Here is a 14,994-nt window from a genome sequence, read left to right on the forward strand (position 1 = left end):
CCCCATTCTAGCAGGAAGCCGAAACGCGCCGGGCCTGCCCATCCGTCGCGCAGCGCTCCACACTTGGCGGGCGCGAGCGGCCGCCGGTGCTTGACAGCGCTGCGGCCTCGGCCTGAAGATGCATCCGCTATACATCTTTAGTGATCCGAGGGGAACCCGATGGAACAATCAATCGCGTGGCAGATCTCCCTGCTGCTGATCCTGCTGCTCGCGGCGGTCTATCTGTACGTCGTGCTCAACGCCCGCCACCAGGCGGACTACGCACCCATCCAGACCCGCGCCTATCGCCTGCGCGGCCGCTTGTTCGCCGCCTCGGCGGCGCTCGGCACCGGGCTGATGATCGGCACCCTGGTCGATCTGCCGTACAGCGTGGCCGATCAAGTCACCGACCAAGCGGTGCGGGTGGACGCCACCGGGCATCAGTTCTACTGGGAGCTCAGCACCGACACCGCGCCGGCCGGCCGCCCGGTCGTGTTCCACGTCACCAGTGCCGACGCCAACCACGGCTTCGCCATCTATGACCAGAGTATGCGTCTGGTGGCCCAGACCCAGGCCATGCCCGGCTACACCAACCGCTTGGTGCATACCTTCGCCGAACCCGGCACCTACCGCATTCTGTGCCTGGAGTACTGCGGCATCGCCCACCACGCGATGGACGCCACCTTCACCGTCACCGACGCCCCGCTCGCCGCTCGCTGATCCGGAGACCGAACATGACCACACAATCCGCCGCCGACGGGCATCTGACGCCCGCCGCCCGCAACACCGTGCTCGCCTACCTGGCCGTCGCCGGGGTGGTGCTGCTGCTCATGATGCTGTTTGGCCTGGCCATGCGCCTGGGCCAGGCGCAGCTGCTGCCGCTCGGGCTGGAACGCTTCTATCAGGTGCTCACCGCCCACGGCGCCGGCATGGTCGGGATCGCCGCGATCGGCTCCGCCGCCGTGATGTGGTACTTCCTCGCGCGCTATGTGCGCCTGTCCACCGCCATATTCGCGCTCAACCTCGGCCTGTTTCTGGTCGGCGCGGTCGCGATCCTGGGTAGCATCTTCTTCGGCGGCTTCGCCGGCGCCTGGACCTTCCTCTACCCGCTGCCCGCCAATTCCATGGGGCTGTGGTCGGCGCACGCGGCGGCGTTGTTCATGGGCGGCCTGCTGCTGATCGGTACCGGCTTTCTGATCCTGCACCTGGATATCGCGCGCGCCATCCTCGCCGCCTACGGCAGCCTGCCGCGCGCGCTGGGCTGGCCGCAGCTGTTCGGAGGCGACACCTCGGAGCCGCCGCCCGCGGCGGTGGTGGCGAGCACCATGGTCCTGATCGTCAACATCCTCGGTATCACCGCCGGCGCGGCCATCCTGGTAATGACGCTGGTCAACCTCTACGTGCCGGCCTTCACCATCGACCCGCTGCTGGCCAAGAACCTGATCTACTTCTTCGGCCATGTGTTCGTGAACGCCACTATTTATATGGCGGTGATCGCGGTGTACGAGATCCTGCCGCGCTACGCGAATCGCAGCTGGAAGCCCAACCGCGTGTTCCTGGCTGCCTGGACCGCCTCCACGGTGATGGTGATGATCGTCTACCCACACCACCTGCTGATGGACTTCAACATGCCGGTGTGGGCGCACGCCATGGGGCAGATCATCTCCTTCACCAGCGGCCTTCCCGTGCTGCTCGTGACGGCCTACGGCGCCCTGATGATCGTGCACCGCGCCAATATGCGCTGGGACCTGACCTCGGGGCTGCTGTTCCTCGGCACCTTCGGCTGGGCCGCGGGCGTGATCCCCGCCATCATCGACGCGCTCATCCCGATCAATAGGGTGATGCACAACACCCTGTGGGTGCCGGGACACTTCCACTTCTACCTGTTGCTCGGGGTGGGTGCGATGATCTTCGGCTTCATGTACTGGATGACCAAGGGCGAGCGCCCCGCGCCGGACAGCAACACCGACCGCCTGGCCTTCTGGGGCTTCCTGCTCGGCGGCCTGGGCTTCGTGTTCACCTTCCTGTACTCGGGGCGCCACAGCATCCCGCGCCGCTATGCCGAACATGCCGCCGAATGGGTCCCGTACAGCCAGATCGGCGCGCTCTTCGCCGCGCTCGTCGTGATCGCGGTGGCGGTGTTCGTGCTGCGCTTCCTGTGTTCGCTCGGCTGCACCCGCAGCGCGCCGCCGCGGGCCGCCTGATGCGCACGGCACTCGCCGCGCTGTTGATCCTGGCCGCGGGCGTGCCGGCACTGTGGGGGGCCACGGACGGCCTCCGCGCCTTCACCGCCGAGGAGGCACGCCGGCTGGCGGTACGCGAGGCCCCACGTCCCCTGCCGCCGCTCGCGCTGCAAGGCCGAGAGGGTGCCGACTGGGCGCTGACGGATTGGGCGGGGCGCACCGTGGTGGTGAACTTCATCTACACCCGCTGTCCGACGGTGTGCAACGACCTCGGCGATGCCATGCAGCGCCTGCAGGCGCGGCTGGAGGACGATGGTCCCGGCCGGCTCGGCGGGAAGGTGATGCTGCTCAGCATCAGCTTCGATCCGTACCGCGACACCCCGCGCATGCTCACGGGCTACGCCGAGCGGTTCGGGGCCGGGCCGCACTGGCAGGTAGCCCGGCCGCGCGAGGCGGCCGAGCTGCCCGCGGTGCTGCGCGCCTTCGGCATCACCGTGATTCCCGACGGCTACGGCGGCTATGAGCACAACGCCGCACTGCACGTCGTGGATCGGGCCGGCCGGTTGGCCTACATCACCGACCTCGAGGACGTCGACGGGGTGGTACGGGTATTGGAGGCGATGCTGTGAGTTATCCGGCCGCGGCCGGTCTGGGCCTGCTGGCGGCGCTGGCGCTGCCGCCGCTGCGCGCGGGCCTCGAAGGCATCATGTGGACCCACATGCTGGTGCAGATTCCCCTGCTGATCGTGGCCGGCGCCCTGCTCGGTAGCGCGCTGCCGGCGCGCTGGCGCGCGGCGCTCGCGCCTTGGGACCGCGCGGGCGTCGCGGGGCTGCTGCTTGCCCTGTTCGCCCTCGCCTGGTGGATGCTGCCCCGGCACCTCGATGCCGCGCTCGAATCGGCGGCGGTGGACGCCGCCAAGTTTGCCAGCCTCGCGCTGCTGGTCGGGCTGCCCCTGCGCCTGTCCTGGCCACGCGTGCCCTTCGTGCTGCGCGGCGTGGTGGCGAGCAAGCTGGTCGCCATGCTGGCGGTGATGGGTTGGCTGTACCTGGTGGCCCCGCTGCGGGTATGTAACAACTACCTGGTCAGCGACCAGGAGACCCTGGGGCGCCTGCTGCTATTGGCCGCGCTCGGCCTGGGGCTGGCCCTCGCGCTGCGGGCCTTCACGCTCGACGGGCGCACCTCACAGGCCCACCAGCACGCTGTAACCCAGCCCCAGGGCGCCGCACACGCCGATTAGCGGAATAATGCCGAGCTTGAAGCGGAACAAGCCCACGAAGGCCGCCACCGCCACCAGCAGCGAGAACACATCGAAGCGCCCGTCCAGCCCCTGCGGCCACAACACGTGGTAGCCGAAGAACACGGCGAGATTGAAGATCACCCCCACCACGGCGGCGGTGATGCCGGTCAGCGGGGCGGTGAAGCTGATATTGCCGTGGGTGGATTCCACCAGCGGACCGCCGCCCAGGATGAACAGGAACGAGGGCAGGAAGGTGAAGAAGGTCGCCACCGTGGCCGCCAAGGCGCCGGCCAGGAACAGCTGATCCGGGCCGAAGATCGCTTGGCTCCACGCCCCGATGAAGCCCACGATGGCCACGATCATGATCAGCGGCCCCGGCGTGGTCTCGCCGAGCGCCAGGCCGTCCATCATCTGGTGCGGCGTGACCCACTGGTAGTACTCCACGCCGCCCTGGTACACGTAGGGCAGTACCGCGTAGGCCCCACCGAATGTGAGCAGCGCCGCCTTGGTGAAGAACCAGCCGACCTGCGTCAGCATCCCCTGCCACCCAAACAGCGCGGTGAGCACCGCCATCGCCAACAGCCAGAGCCCCAACCCCACGACGAGGATGCGTACCAGGCGCCGCCAGGTGAAACGCGCGTGCGCCGGCGTCGGCGTGTGGTCGTCGAGGATCGCCGGCCCGTAGCGTTGGGCGCCGCCGCCCGCGTGCCCCCCGCCCAAGGCGAACGTGGCCGGCGCAAGACGTCCGCCGATGAACCCGATCAGCGCCGCCACACCCACGATCAGCGGGAACGGTATACCGAAGGCGAACATCGCGACAAAGGCCGCCGCGGCTATGCCCCATAAGGGGACGTTGGCCAGCGCGCGCGAGCCGATGCGGTAGGCGGCAAACAGCACGATGGCCACCACCGCGGGCTTGATGCCGTACAAAATGCCCGCCACGGCCGGTACATCGCCCCAGCGCAGGTAGATCCAGCTCAGCACGATCAGTAGCACCAGCGAAGGCAGCACGAACAACACCCCGGCCAAGATCGCGCCCCAGGTGCGGTGCAGCAACCAGCCGATGTAGGTGGCGAGCTGCTGGGCCTCGGGTCCGGGCAGCAGCATGCAATAGTTGAGCGCGTGCAAGAAGCGCCGCTCCGAGATCCAGCGCCGCTGCTCCACCAGATCGTAATGCATGATCGAGATCTGGCCCGCCGGCCCGCCGAAGCTGATGAAGCCCAGGCGCAACCAGTACCAGAAAGCCTCACGCCAACTCACTCGGCGCACCGGCGCGTCAGCCGCGTCACCGGCAAGCGCGTTGTCGCTGCTCATGCATCGTTCTCCTCTTGCCTTGCCAGGGCCGCCGCCAAGCCGCCCGCCAAGGCATCAAAAATCACCAGCGCCTCGCCCAGCAGCGCGTCGTCGTCCGCATGACGCTCACGCGCGCCACGCAGCATCGCCTCCAGACCGGGCGCCTCGGGCGATGGCACGCCGCCGACGTCGAGGTAGTGCACCAGCTGCGCCAGGCGCGCCAGCACCGGCTCGCGCTCCAGCCCAAAGCTCGCCGCCAGCACCTCGAAAGTGACGCGGTTACCCACGTGGGTGAACTCGGCACCGTCGAAATCGAAGCCGACGGCACCGGCCGCTAAGTCGGCCGGTGCCGCGAGCCAAAGGAAACGCGCCTCGGGATCTATGTGGCGCCGAATGAGCCACGCGCTCGCCAGGCGATCGATCCACGGTCGACGGCGTGTCGCCCACAGGCGTGCGCGATAGTCCGCGCGCCGACGCGCTTCGATGGCGCCGCCCAGCGCGCGAGGCTCCCCCGCGGCGCCCTCAACAGCGGCCTCCAGCCGCGCCAGCAGTGCCCGCGCCCGCGCGCGCTCGGCGCCAGGGAAGTAGTCGATCGCCTCGATGCGCGCGAGCTCACGCGCCCGCTTGGCCAGCTCACGCGCCGCGGCGCCCGGCGATTTGGCCTCCAGCTCCGCCGCGCGCGCAGTCGTTTGGCGGCTCCACGCGGCATAGTCGTTTGCGCGATCGAACAGCTGGCGGAAGGCCCCAGCCTGCGCCGCGTCGGCCTGCACATCCAACACCTGGGCGCCGCCGCCGGCCGCCGTCACTTCAGCCGCCTGTTCAACGAGAAACTCCCGCAGTCCCGCTTTCTGAGGCAGGAGGTACACGCCGTCGCGCAGCACCGCGCAGCCGCGCGCGCGTAGCCCGCGCCAGACGCGCATGCGCGCCGTGGCCTGCGCCGACGGGAGTGCGAGGATCAAAAGGTGCCAGTCCATAGGGCGTAGAGATTACTACCTTATGTGTCTCGAACGCTACTTCACGCGTGCAGCTAGTTCCCCTCCGGCCGCCAGTTGGGACACACGCCACGTCCGCTTGCAATTCAGCCTCTTACACTTGCCGGCTCCCTTGAAACATGGATGCCATCATGTCGCACGGCCTCGCTCGCGTACTCAATCTGTCGCTAGTGCTCATCGCTCTAGCCTCCCTCGCCCTGGTGCTGGCCGGCTGTGGTGGCGGCTCGAACGCGGGCAGCAACGGCGAGGCCACGACCCCCGCCCCCGATGGCGAGGTCGAGGCGAACGCCGCGCTGAGGGTCGAAGACGTGTCAGTCGCCGCGGGCGATCAGGAAGCGTGGTTCACGGTTTGGCGTACGGATGTGGAGCGCAAAGCAATCCTTCGCTACGCGACGGCGGACGGTTCAGCCGTGGCCGGCACCGACTACCAGACGGTGCAGGGTGCGCTGGAATTCGCCGCCGGCGAAAGCGCCAAGCACGTGGTGGTGAAGCTCCTCGGCAAGCCTGAGGAGCGGGTGGACTTCTCCTTGGTTCTCGCCGACCAAGAAGGAACAGAGCAGGCGGTCGGCCGGGCCCGCATCGTGCCCCTGTTGGGCGAGGCGGCGTTCGATCCCAACTGGGCGGACACCGGCGCCTTCAGCAACGCCAACAGTTGCGCCGCCTGCCACACCGCCAATGGACAGGTGATGACGCACGCCGGCCAAGACGTCAGCCCGCCGGACATGTGGAAGCACAGCATGATGGGGCAGAGTCTGACCGACCCCTACTTCCAGGCAGCGCTGGCGGAGGAAACCCACGTGTTCCCGCACCTCGCCGGCAAGATCGAGGACACCTGCCTCACCTGCCACGCACCGATGGGCCGCACCCACGCGCACCAGACGGGCGTCGGGCTCGACAGCGACGGCCACTACCGCCTGGAGACGGCGCTGCAGCAGATGCATGCGCGCGAGGGCGTAAGCTGCACCGCCTGTCACCAGATCCGGGACGACGGCAAACTCGGCACCGCGGCCTCCTTCACCGGCCAGTACAGCCTCGGCACCGGGGAGATCTACGGGCCCTACCCCGAGCCGCGCGCCGGCGCCATGCAAAACAGGACCCAGTACACCCCCGTGTACAGCCCCCATATGCGCGATTCGGCCATGTGCGCCACCTGCCACACCTTGTTCACGCCGGTGATCGATATCGCCACCCTGCAGCCCACCGGCAAGAGCTTTCCCGAGCAGACGCCCTATCTCGAGTGGCGCAACAGCGTGTACGGCCCCGGACGCAGCGCGGAAAGGTCGTGCCAGGCCTGCCACATGGCCGAGCCCCACGACGGCTACGCGACGCAGATCGCCACTCGCCCGGACGGCGGCACCATCGCCAACCTGCCCGTGCGCAGCCCGTTTCACGCCCACACCTTCACCGGCGGCAACGCCCATACCCTGGAGCTGTTGAAGGCCTATCGCGACGTGCTGGGTATCGCCGACAGCACCACCGAGGCCGGCTTCGAGGCGGCCATCGCCCGCACGCGCGACCTGCTGGCCAAGGAGACGGCAGACCTGGAGATCGGCATCATCGGCACCGATGACGACGGGCGCCTCGCCATCCCCGTCACGATCACCAACCGCACCGGTCACAAGCTGCCGACCGCCTATCCCTCGCGCCGGGTATGGCTGCACCTAGAGGTGACCGACCGTGACGGACAGCTGGTGTTCGAGTCCGGGCGCCCGGACGCGGCGGGGCGACTGTCGGTGGACGCCGATCACTTACACCCGCAGTGCCTGGCGCCGAAGAAGGACGCGCCGGTGGCGGGCTGTTACGAACCGCACCACGAGGTGATCGAGGACCCCGCGCAGGTCGCCATCTACGAATCGGTGCTGGGGGACGTGAACGGCAACATCACCTATGTACTGCTGCACGCCGCGGAGTATCTGAAGGACAACCGCATCCCGCCGCGCGGCTTCGACCGCAGCGCCGTCCCGGCGGACGGCACGACCGGCATCTTCGGTCGTGCCGCCCACGATCCCGACTTCAACCAGGACTCCACGGGCGAGGGCAGCGGGACCGACACGGTGCACTACCGCGTGGAGACGGGCGACGCCCAGGGGCCGTTCACGGTGCAGGCGCGCCTGCTCTATCAGGCGGTGCGCCCCACCTTCGTCGAAGCCCTGCACGCGGACGACCCGCGGGTGGACCGTTACAAGCACATGGTGCAGAAGATCCCGCCGTCGGTGGAGGAACTGGCCGAGACGCAGGCGGTGTACTGAGCGCGGGTTAGGGAAGCGCCGATCAATTCAGGGCTTCCCGCGGTACACGGAGGTGCCGCCGTGATCGACCGCTGCACGCCGTCGCTCGCGAAGCAAAGTGAAAACCGCGTTCTCGCTTTGCGTGGTCTGATAAATCCAGGATGGATGTATTCAGACCTCCCCCTTAGTCGTCGTCCTGCGCCAGCAGGCTGGCGTTGCCGCCGACGGCGGCGGTGTTCACGCTGACGGTGCGCTCGGTGGCGAAGCGCAGCAGGTAATGCGGGCCCCCGGCCTTCGGCCCGGTGCCCGACAGGCCCTCGCCGCCGAAGGGCTGGGCGCCCACCACCGCGCCGATCATGTTGCGGTTGACGTACACGTTGCCGACCCGCGCGCGGCGCCGGATGTAGTCGACGGTGGCGTCGATGCGGCTGTGGATGCCGAGCGTCAGGCCGTAGCCGGTGGCGTTGATGGCCTCCACCAGGTCATCGAGCCGTTCGGCCGCATACGCCAGCACATGGAGCACCGGCCCGAACACCTCGGTGTGCAGGCGCTCCAGGCCGTCGAGCTCGACCAGCGTGGGCGCAAAGTAGCTGCCCGCGCGTGCGGCCTCCGGTAGGGGCAGGCTGTGCACGGCCAGGCCCGCAGCGCGCATCGCCTGCACGTGGCCGGCCAGCGTCTGCGCCGCCCCGGCATCGATCACCGGCCCGACGTCGGTGGCAAAGAGCGCCGGGTCGCCCACCCTCAGTTCCGCCATCGCCCCCTTCAAGAGTTCCAGCACGCGCGGCGCGATCTCCTGCTGCACGCACAGCACCCGCAGCGCCGAGCAGCGTTGGCCCGCGCTGTTGAAGGCCGAGTGCAGCACGTCCGTCACCACCTGCTCGGGCAGGGCTGAGGAATCCACGATCATGGCGTTCTGCCCGCCCGTCTCGGCGATCAGCGGCACCAACGGTCCCGGCCGGGCGGCCAGGCGCTGTTGCAACCCACGCGCCACCTCGGTGGAGCCGGTGAAGGCGATGCCGGCGAGGCGCGGGTCGCAGACGAGCGCCTCCAGCGCGGCGCCCGGCGCGGGCACAAACTGCAGCGCCTCGGCGGGGAACTCGGCCGCCAGCATGATTTCCACCGCGCGCGCGGCCACCAGCGGGGTGTGACTGGCGGGCTTCGCCAGCACCGGGTTGCCCGCGGCGAGCGCCGCGGCCACCTGACCCACAAAGATCGCTAGCGGGAAGTTCCACGGGCTGATGCACAGGAACACGCCGCGCCCGTGTAGTTGCAGGAAGTTACTCTCGCCCGCGGGGCCGGGTAGCGGCTGCGGACTCTGGAACCGGCGCCGCGCCTGGGCCGCGTAATAGCGACAGAAGTCGGCCGCCTCGCGCACCTCCGCCAAGGCGTCCGGGAGGGTCTTGCCGGCCTCACGCACGCACAGCGCCATGAGCTCCGCCCGATGCGCCTCCAGGGCGTCGGCCGCCTGCTCCAGCCAGCGCGCACGCCGTTCGGCCGAGACTTGCTCGAAGTCGCGTGCCGCGCCCTGGGCGAGCGCGAGCGCCTCTTCGATGAGCGCCGCGTCCGCCTGCACCACATCGCCGACCGGACGGGAATGGTCGCACGGCTCCACCCGCGCCTTCGCGGCTCCCTCCCGCGCGCGGCCGCCCACGATGGGCGCGGCGCGCCAGCGATGCTCCGCCCACGGAGCGAGCTCCGCCGCCAGCGCGCTCACGGTGCGCACATCGCCGAAATCGAGGCCGCGCGAGTTCTTACGTTCGGGGCGGAACAGGTCGGGCGGCGCCGCGAGCCGCGCGCTGGGCCGATAGGGCGTGGTGACCAACTCGTGCACCGGGTCCACCACCACCTGCTCGATCGGCCGCGCGGCCTCCCCCAGCCGGTGCACGAACGAGGTGTTGGCGCCGTTCTCGAGCAGGCGCCGCACCAGGTAAGGCAGCAACTCGCGATGCCCGCCCACCGGGGCGTAGATCCGGCAGGGTGGAGCGTCGGGCCGCTGCTCGGTAAGGGCCTCGTAGAGCGCCTCCCCCATGCCGTGCAGGCGCTGAAACTCCACCCGCCGCCCGGACGCAATGTTCAGCACGTAAGCGACGCTGTAGGCATTGTGGGTGGCAAACTGCGGATGGAAGGCATCCTCCGCCTCGACCAGCAGGCGCGCGCAGGCCAGCCACGAGACGTCGGTGGCCAGCTTGCGCGTATACACCGGAAAGCCGTCCAAGCCGCGCTCCTGCGCCCACTTGATCTCCGAGTCCCAGTACGCGCCCTTGACCAGGCGCACCGGCATCCGGCGCCCGGCCCCGCGCGCCAGCGCCGCGAGCCACTCCAACACCGCCGGAGCTCGCTTCTGGTAGGCCTGTACCGCAAGGCCGAGCCCCTCCCAGCCGGCCAACGCGGGATCGGCGTAGGCCTGCTCGAACAGATCGAGCGACAGGTCCAGGCGCTCCGCTTCCTCGGCGTCCCAGGTCAGCTGCACGCCCTTGGCGCGCGCCAGCTGGGCAAGCGACTGCAGACGGGGGCCGAGTTCGGCCAACACGCGTCCATGCTGGGCATAGGCATAGCGCGGGTGCAGCGCCGAGAGCTTGACCGAGACGCCGGGCATGGCGAGCGGGTCGTCGGCGGCCGCCGGCGGCGCGCCCTCACCCGCCCGCGCGATCGCCTCCTGATAGGCGCGCATGTAACGCTCCACATCGGTGGCGGTGAGGGCAGCCTCGCCCAGCATGTCGTAGGAATAGCGGGTGTCCGGCCGACGCGCGCCGCGCTGCAGCGCCTCGGCCATGTCGCGCCCCAGTACAAACTGGCGCGCCAGGATGCGCATGGCCTGCTGCAAAGCCACCCGCACCAGCGGCTCGCCGCCGCGCGCCAAGACCCGGCCCAATACGGCCTGCACCGAGGCGCTGTCCGGCGCGGGACGGCTGAGCCGGCCGGTCAGCATCAAGGCCCAGGTGGAGGCGTTCACAAACAGCGAGCGGCCGGCGCCGAGGTGGCGGTCCCACTGGCCGCGCGCGAGTTTCTCCTTGATCAGGCGGTCGGCGGTCGCTCGGTCGGGGATGCGCAGCAACGCCTCCGCGAGGCACATCATCACCACGCCTTCTTCAGAGGAGAGGTCGTACTCGTGCAGAAAGGCGTCCAATCCGCCCTGGCGCGCCTGGTGCTGCTGCGCAGCACGCGCCAGTTCGCGTGCCCGCTGCAAGACCTCGCGGGCCGCTTGCGGAGGGAGTTCAGCGCGCGGCAGCAGGCCGGCCACGGCCACGGCCTCTTCGAGACGCGCGCGATGGGCCACCGCGGCACGCAGCGGCGGCAGCTCTGTGACGGGTGCGGCAAAGCGGCCAGTCATAATCGCCCCACCATAGCCCAGGCGTCGGGGCACTGCTATACGTTCTCAGGGGGAATCAGCGACGCATTGTCGCCGGGTTGCACTCGGCGGGCCGCCTGCCGCGTGCCCGCCGTTCTCGTTGGAGCACGGATGAGCAAACGCGCAACCGTTGAACTGCTGGACGACTTGTTAGCGCAGGGGGCCGTCGACGATGTCGCGCGTGCGCACCTGGGCACGGCGCTGGGTGTAGCCGGAATCGGCCTGGCGGAAATCGGCCCGCAGGGGCGCTGGCGGCGAGTCAGCCGGCGCTTCTGCGAGCTGCTCGGGCAGCAGCCGAGTGCGCTCGCCAAGCTGACGCCCGTGGAGGTGCTGTGGCCGCACGAGCCCGGCACGCACCACCTGGACGAGTTGCTCGATGGGCGCGTCGCCAAGGTTCAGACCGAGATCACCCTGCAGCGCGAAGCCGGTCCCGTGCACCTTTCATTGACCTTGGTGGCAACCGGCCCCGACCGTGCAGCGCGTCCGGCCGCCATCCACGCCGTGCTGCGCGACATCGGGGAGCGCATCCGGGCGCAGCACGCGGCGCGCCGCACCGATGCCGAGCTCAAGTTGCTGCTCGACGGCACCACCGCCTACGGCATCCTGCTGCTCGACCCGGACGGACGTATCCTGCGCTGCAGCAAGGGCGCGGCGCAGATGCTTGGGCGCTCCGCCCAAAGCCTGATCGGTCAGCCCGCGTACATCCTGTTCACCGACGAGGACCGCGCCTCGGGTCGGCTCGAGCAGGAGCTGCGCACGGCGCGCAGCGAGGGCGTGGCCGCCGACGACCGCTGGCACATGCGCGCCGACGGCACCCGGTTCTGGGCCAGCGGTGCGGTGTCGCCGTTGTATGACGCCGAAGGTCGGCTGCGCGGCTACTCCAAGATCATGCGTGACTTGACCCAGGCGCGGCTCGCGCAGGAAGAGGCGGCCTACCTCGCGAACCACGACGCGCTGACCGGCCTGCCCAACCGCACGCAGCTCAGCAACCGCCTGCACGAGGCCCTCGCCCGCGCCCAGCGCAGCGGCGACATCGTCGCTTTGCTGCTGCTAGACCTGGATCATTTCAAGCCCATCAACGACACGTTCGGCCATTACACCGGCGATCTGCTGCTCAAGCAGGTCGCCCAGCGCCTGCTTACGCAGACGCGCGAAACGGACATGGTGGCGCGCCTGGGCGGCGACGAGTTCGTGGTGGTACAGACCTCGGAGGGCGATCGCCGCGCGGTGGAGAGCCTGGCGCTCAAGCTTGGGGCCGCCCTGGCCGAGCCCTACGACGTGGAAGGACGCGTGCTGCACTGCACCGCCAGCATTGGGGTGACGCTGCATCCCGCCGATGCCGACGACCCGGTGCAGATGCTCAAGAACGCCGACCTCGCGCTCTACAAGGCGAAGAGCGATCCGAGCCGCCGCCACGCTTTCTATACCCGCGAGATGAACCACGGCAGCGAGCGGCGCCGTGAGCTCGGCGAGCGGCTGCGCCGGGCCTTCGAGGGCGGCCAGTTCCGGGTTTACTATCAGCCGCAGATCGACCTCGAGGAATGGAAGCTGGCGGGTGTCGAAGCTTTGCTGCGCTGGGACGGCCCCGACGCCCCGCTGCCCTATGCGCGTGACTTCATCAGCATCGCCGAAGAAACCGGGCTGATCCTGCCGCTCGGCGAATGGGCGCTGGAGACGGCGTGCACGCAGAGCAAGGCGTGGCAGCGCAGCGGCCTTCCGCCGATCCGCATGTCGGTGAACATGTCGGGCCGCCAGTTCGTCGACCTGCGCCTGATCGAGCGCATCCGCGCCGTGCTGGACGCCAACGAATTGGACTACGACTGCCTGAAGCTGGAGATCAACGAGCGACCGCTGACGCGCGATGCACGGGCGCGCACCGCCGTGTTGAAACTCCAGGAGATGGGCGTGCAGGTCGCGCTGGACAACTACGGCGCCGGCCTCACTAGCCTCCGCGCCCTGAAGGAGCTGCGTATCGACCAGGTCAAGCTCGCGCAGAGCGTGGTGCGTCACCTGCCCCATAGCCCGGCCGACGCGGCGATCGCCGCCGGCGTGATTCGTCTGGCCAACGACCTGGACATCGAGGTCATGGCCGAGGGCGTGGAGACCGCCGATCAGCTCGCCTTCTTGCGCGATCAGGGTTGTCGCAAGGCGCAGGGCTTTCTGTTCGCCCCGCCCATGCTGCCCGATGACCTCGTGCTGCTGATGCGCGACCACGGCTGGACGCGCATCAATCCGCCCAACGGCACAAGCTTACACCCCACGTAGATCGAGGCGGCGCACGAACTCGCCGAGGATGATGCGGTAGAGCTCGTCCTTCAGCACCGAATCCTCCACGCCGAGTTCGATGTTCGGATTGTCGTTGATCTCGATGACGTACACCCCGCGCGCGTTCTGCTTCACATCCACGCCGTACAAGCCGTCGCCGATCAAATTGGCCGCCTTTAGCGCCGCCTTGACCACGGTCGGCGGCGCGTCTTCCACCGCGAAGGCCTTGTAGCCGCCCTCGACGAACTTGCCGCCGGGCTTGTGGTTCACAATCTGCCAGTGCTGCTTGGACATGAAGTACTGGCAGGCGAAGATCGGCTTGCGGTTCAGGATGCCGATGCGCCAATCGTACTCGGTGTACAGAAATTCCTGCGCCAGGATCAGGTCCGAGTCCTTAAACAGCTTGGCGGTCAGGGTCTCCACCTCGCGGCGGTTGTCGGCCTTGAACACCCCCAGCGAGAACGACCCGTCCGGGATCTTGAGCACCGCCGGATAGCCGATCTCGCTGTCGATCAGGTGCGCGTTGGCCTTGCTCAGGATAAGCGTCTTGGGCGCCGGCACGCGGTGCGCCTTGAGCAGTTCGGCGAGATAGACCTTGTTGGTGCAACGCAGAATGGAGTTGGGATCGTCCATCACCACCATGCCCTCGCTCTCTGCCTTCTTGGCGAAGCGGTAGGTGTAGTGGTTGAGGCGCGTGGTCTCGCGGATAAACAGCGCGTCGTACTCGGCGAGGCGCGCGAAGTCCTTCTTCTCGACGATCTCGACGCCGAGGCCCATGCCCTTGCCGACCTTGATGAACTGGCGCAGCGTACGCTTGTCCGACGGCGCCAGCTTCTCCTCCGGATTGAACAGAATCGCCATGTCGTAGCGCGCCACGCTCGGCGTGCGCGGGCGCTTCCAAGGCTTGTGCAGATAGGTGCTGAGCGCGTCGCAGAACAGCGCCTCCTGCTCGACGGTGACGCCGTTCAGGTGCACCGGCTTGATCGCAGCAATCTGCCAGCGGCCGCGTTCCAGGCGAAACTCCACCTTCATCAGCGGACAACGGAACATGTCGAAGATCTGCCGCGCCAGGTCCTGCAGGCGCTCCTCGGCGCAGCGGCCGAAGAAGATGGTCAGCTCGTGCGGACTGGTCGCGGCGGGCTTGTGGCGGCCCGCGCCCAGGCTCTTCTGCACCAGGTCGTCCAACGCGCCGGTGTTCAGGCTGTAGATCCAACGGCTCGACAAGTCCAAGGTGGTGCGCACCGACGGAATCGCCTTATGCCGGCGCGCCTCGGCCAGCAGCGAACAGTAGTATCCGGTACTGAGATAGCGGTAGTTGCGGCACAGATTGACGACGCGGATGTCCTGGAGTTTGGCATAACTCGGATCGGTCAGGTAATCACGCGCCGATACCACCGTGACGCCGGGAAAATGAGACTTCCAATCGCCGAGGTTCTCGACAACGACAAGATACGTGGCCACGTTGCTC

The 14,994-nt window shown here is 68.7% G+C and carries 10 protein-coding genes; 6 read left to right on the forward strand and 4 right to left on the reverse strand.

All coding sequences use genetic code 11. The annotated features are described in order from the left end of the window. Positions 1–159 precede the first annotated feature (159 nt). From HUS23_01760 to HUS23_01775, 4 genes are read left to right on the forward strand one after another with little or no spacing between them, the layout of a single operon-like run. Positions 160–699, forward strand: a complete 540-nt coding sequence (locus tag HUS23_01760) for a cytochrome C oxidase subunit II (protein QKT02636.1) — start codon at positions 160–162, stop codon at positions 697–699. Between the two features lie 14 nt (positions 700–713). Next, positions 714–2,183, forward strand: a complete 1,470-nt coding sequence (locus tag HUS23_01765) for a cbb3-type cytochrome c oxidase subunit I (protein ID QKT02637.1) — start codon at positions 714–716, stop codon at positions 2,181–2,183. Next, a complete protein-coding gene (locus tag HUS23_01770; GenBank protein QKT02340.1) occupies positions 2,183–2,791 on the forward strand; it encodes an SCO family protein in 609 nt (202 codons plus the stop codon). Before HUS23_01765 ends, HUS23_01770 begins: the two co-directional genes overlap by 1 nt. Next, complete coding sequence (locus HUS23_01775) at positions 2,788–3,399, forward strand: hypothetical protein (GenBank protein QKT02638.1); 612 nt, start codon at positions 2,788–2,790, stop codon at positions 3,397–3,399. Before HUS23_01770 ends, HUS23_01775 begins: the two co-directional genes overlap by 4 nt. Here the strand turns inward: HUS23_01775 and chrA are convergent. Further along, positions 3,343–4,713 carry a chromate efflux transporter gene (gene chrA, locus HUS23_01780; protein ID QKT02639.1) on the reverse strand — a complete coding sequence of 457 codons (1,371 nt, stop codon included), beginning with the start codon at positions 4,711–4,713 and terminating at the stop codon, positions 3,343–3,345. The two genes, HUS23_01775 and chrA, sit on opposite strands and share 57 nt — an antisense overlap. Continuing rightward, positions 4,710–5,666 carry a chromate resistance protein gene (locus HUS23_01785; protein QKT02640.1) on the reverse strand — a complete coding sequence of 319 codons (957 nt, stop codon included), beginning with the start codon at positions 5,664–5,666 and terminating at the stop codon, positions 4,710–4,712. Before HUS23_01785 ends, chrA begins: the two co-directional genes overlap by 4 nt. 137 nt (positions 5,667–5,803) lie before the next feature. On the opposite strand from HUS23_01785, the gene HUS23_01790 reads away from it, so the two are divergent. Next, a complete protein-coding gene (locus HUS23_01790) occupies positions 5,804–7,933 on the forward strand; it encodes a hypothetical protein (protein QKT02641.1) in 2,130 nt (709 codons plus the stop codon). A gap of 163 nt (positions 7,934–8,096) precedes the next feature. On the opposite strand, the gene putA is transcribed toward HUS23_01790, so the two are convergent. After that, positions 8,097–11,243, reverse strand: coding sequence for a bifunctional proline dehydrogenase/L-glutamate gamma-semialdehyde dehydrogenase PutA (gene putA / locus HUS23_01795; GenBank protein ID QKT02642.1), 3,147 nt, complete (start codon positions 11,241–11,243; stop codon positions 8,097–8,099). A 129-nt stretch (positions 11,244–11,372) separates the two neighbouring features. Here putA and HUS23_01800 point away from each other — a divergent pair, with 129 nt between their 5' ends. Continuing rightward, positions 11,373–13,526, forward strand: a complete 2,154-nt coding sequence (locus HUS23_01800) for an EAL domain-containing protein (protein QKT02643.1) — start codon at positions 11,373–11,375, stop codon at positions 13,524–13,526. Here HUS23_01800 and HUS23_01805 read toward each other — a convergent pair. Beyond that, the gene (locus tag HUS23_01805) at positions 13,512–14,987 is read right to left on the reverse strand and encodes a RimK family protein (protein QKT02644.1); all 1,476 of its coding nucleotides are present in this window, start codon (positions 14,985–14,987) and stop codon (positions 13,512–13,514) included. The genes HUS23_01800 and HUS23_01805 overlap by 15 nt on opposite strands. Positions 14,988–14,994: the final 7 nt, after the last annotated feature.

This window comes from Ectothiorhodospiraceae bacterium 2226, assembly GCA_013348725.1.
Taxonomy (GTDB): Bacteria; Pseudomonadota; Gammaproteobacteria.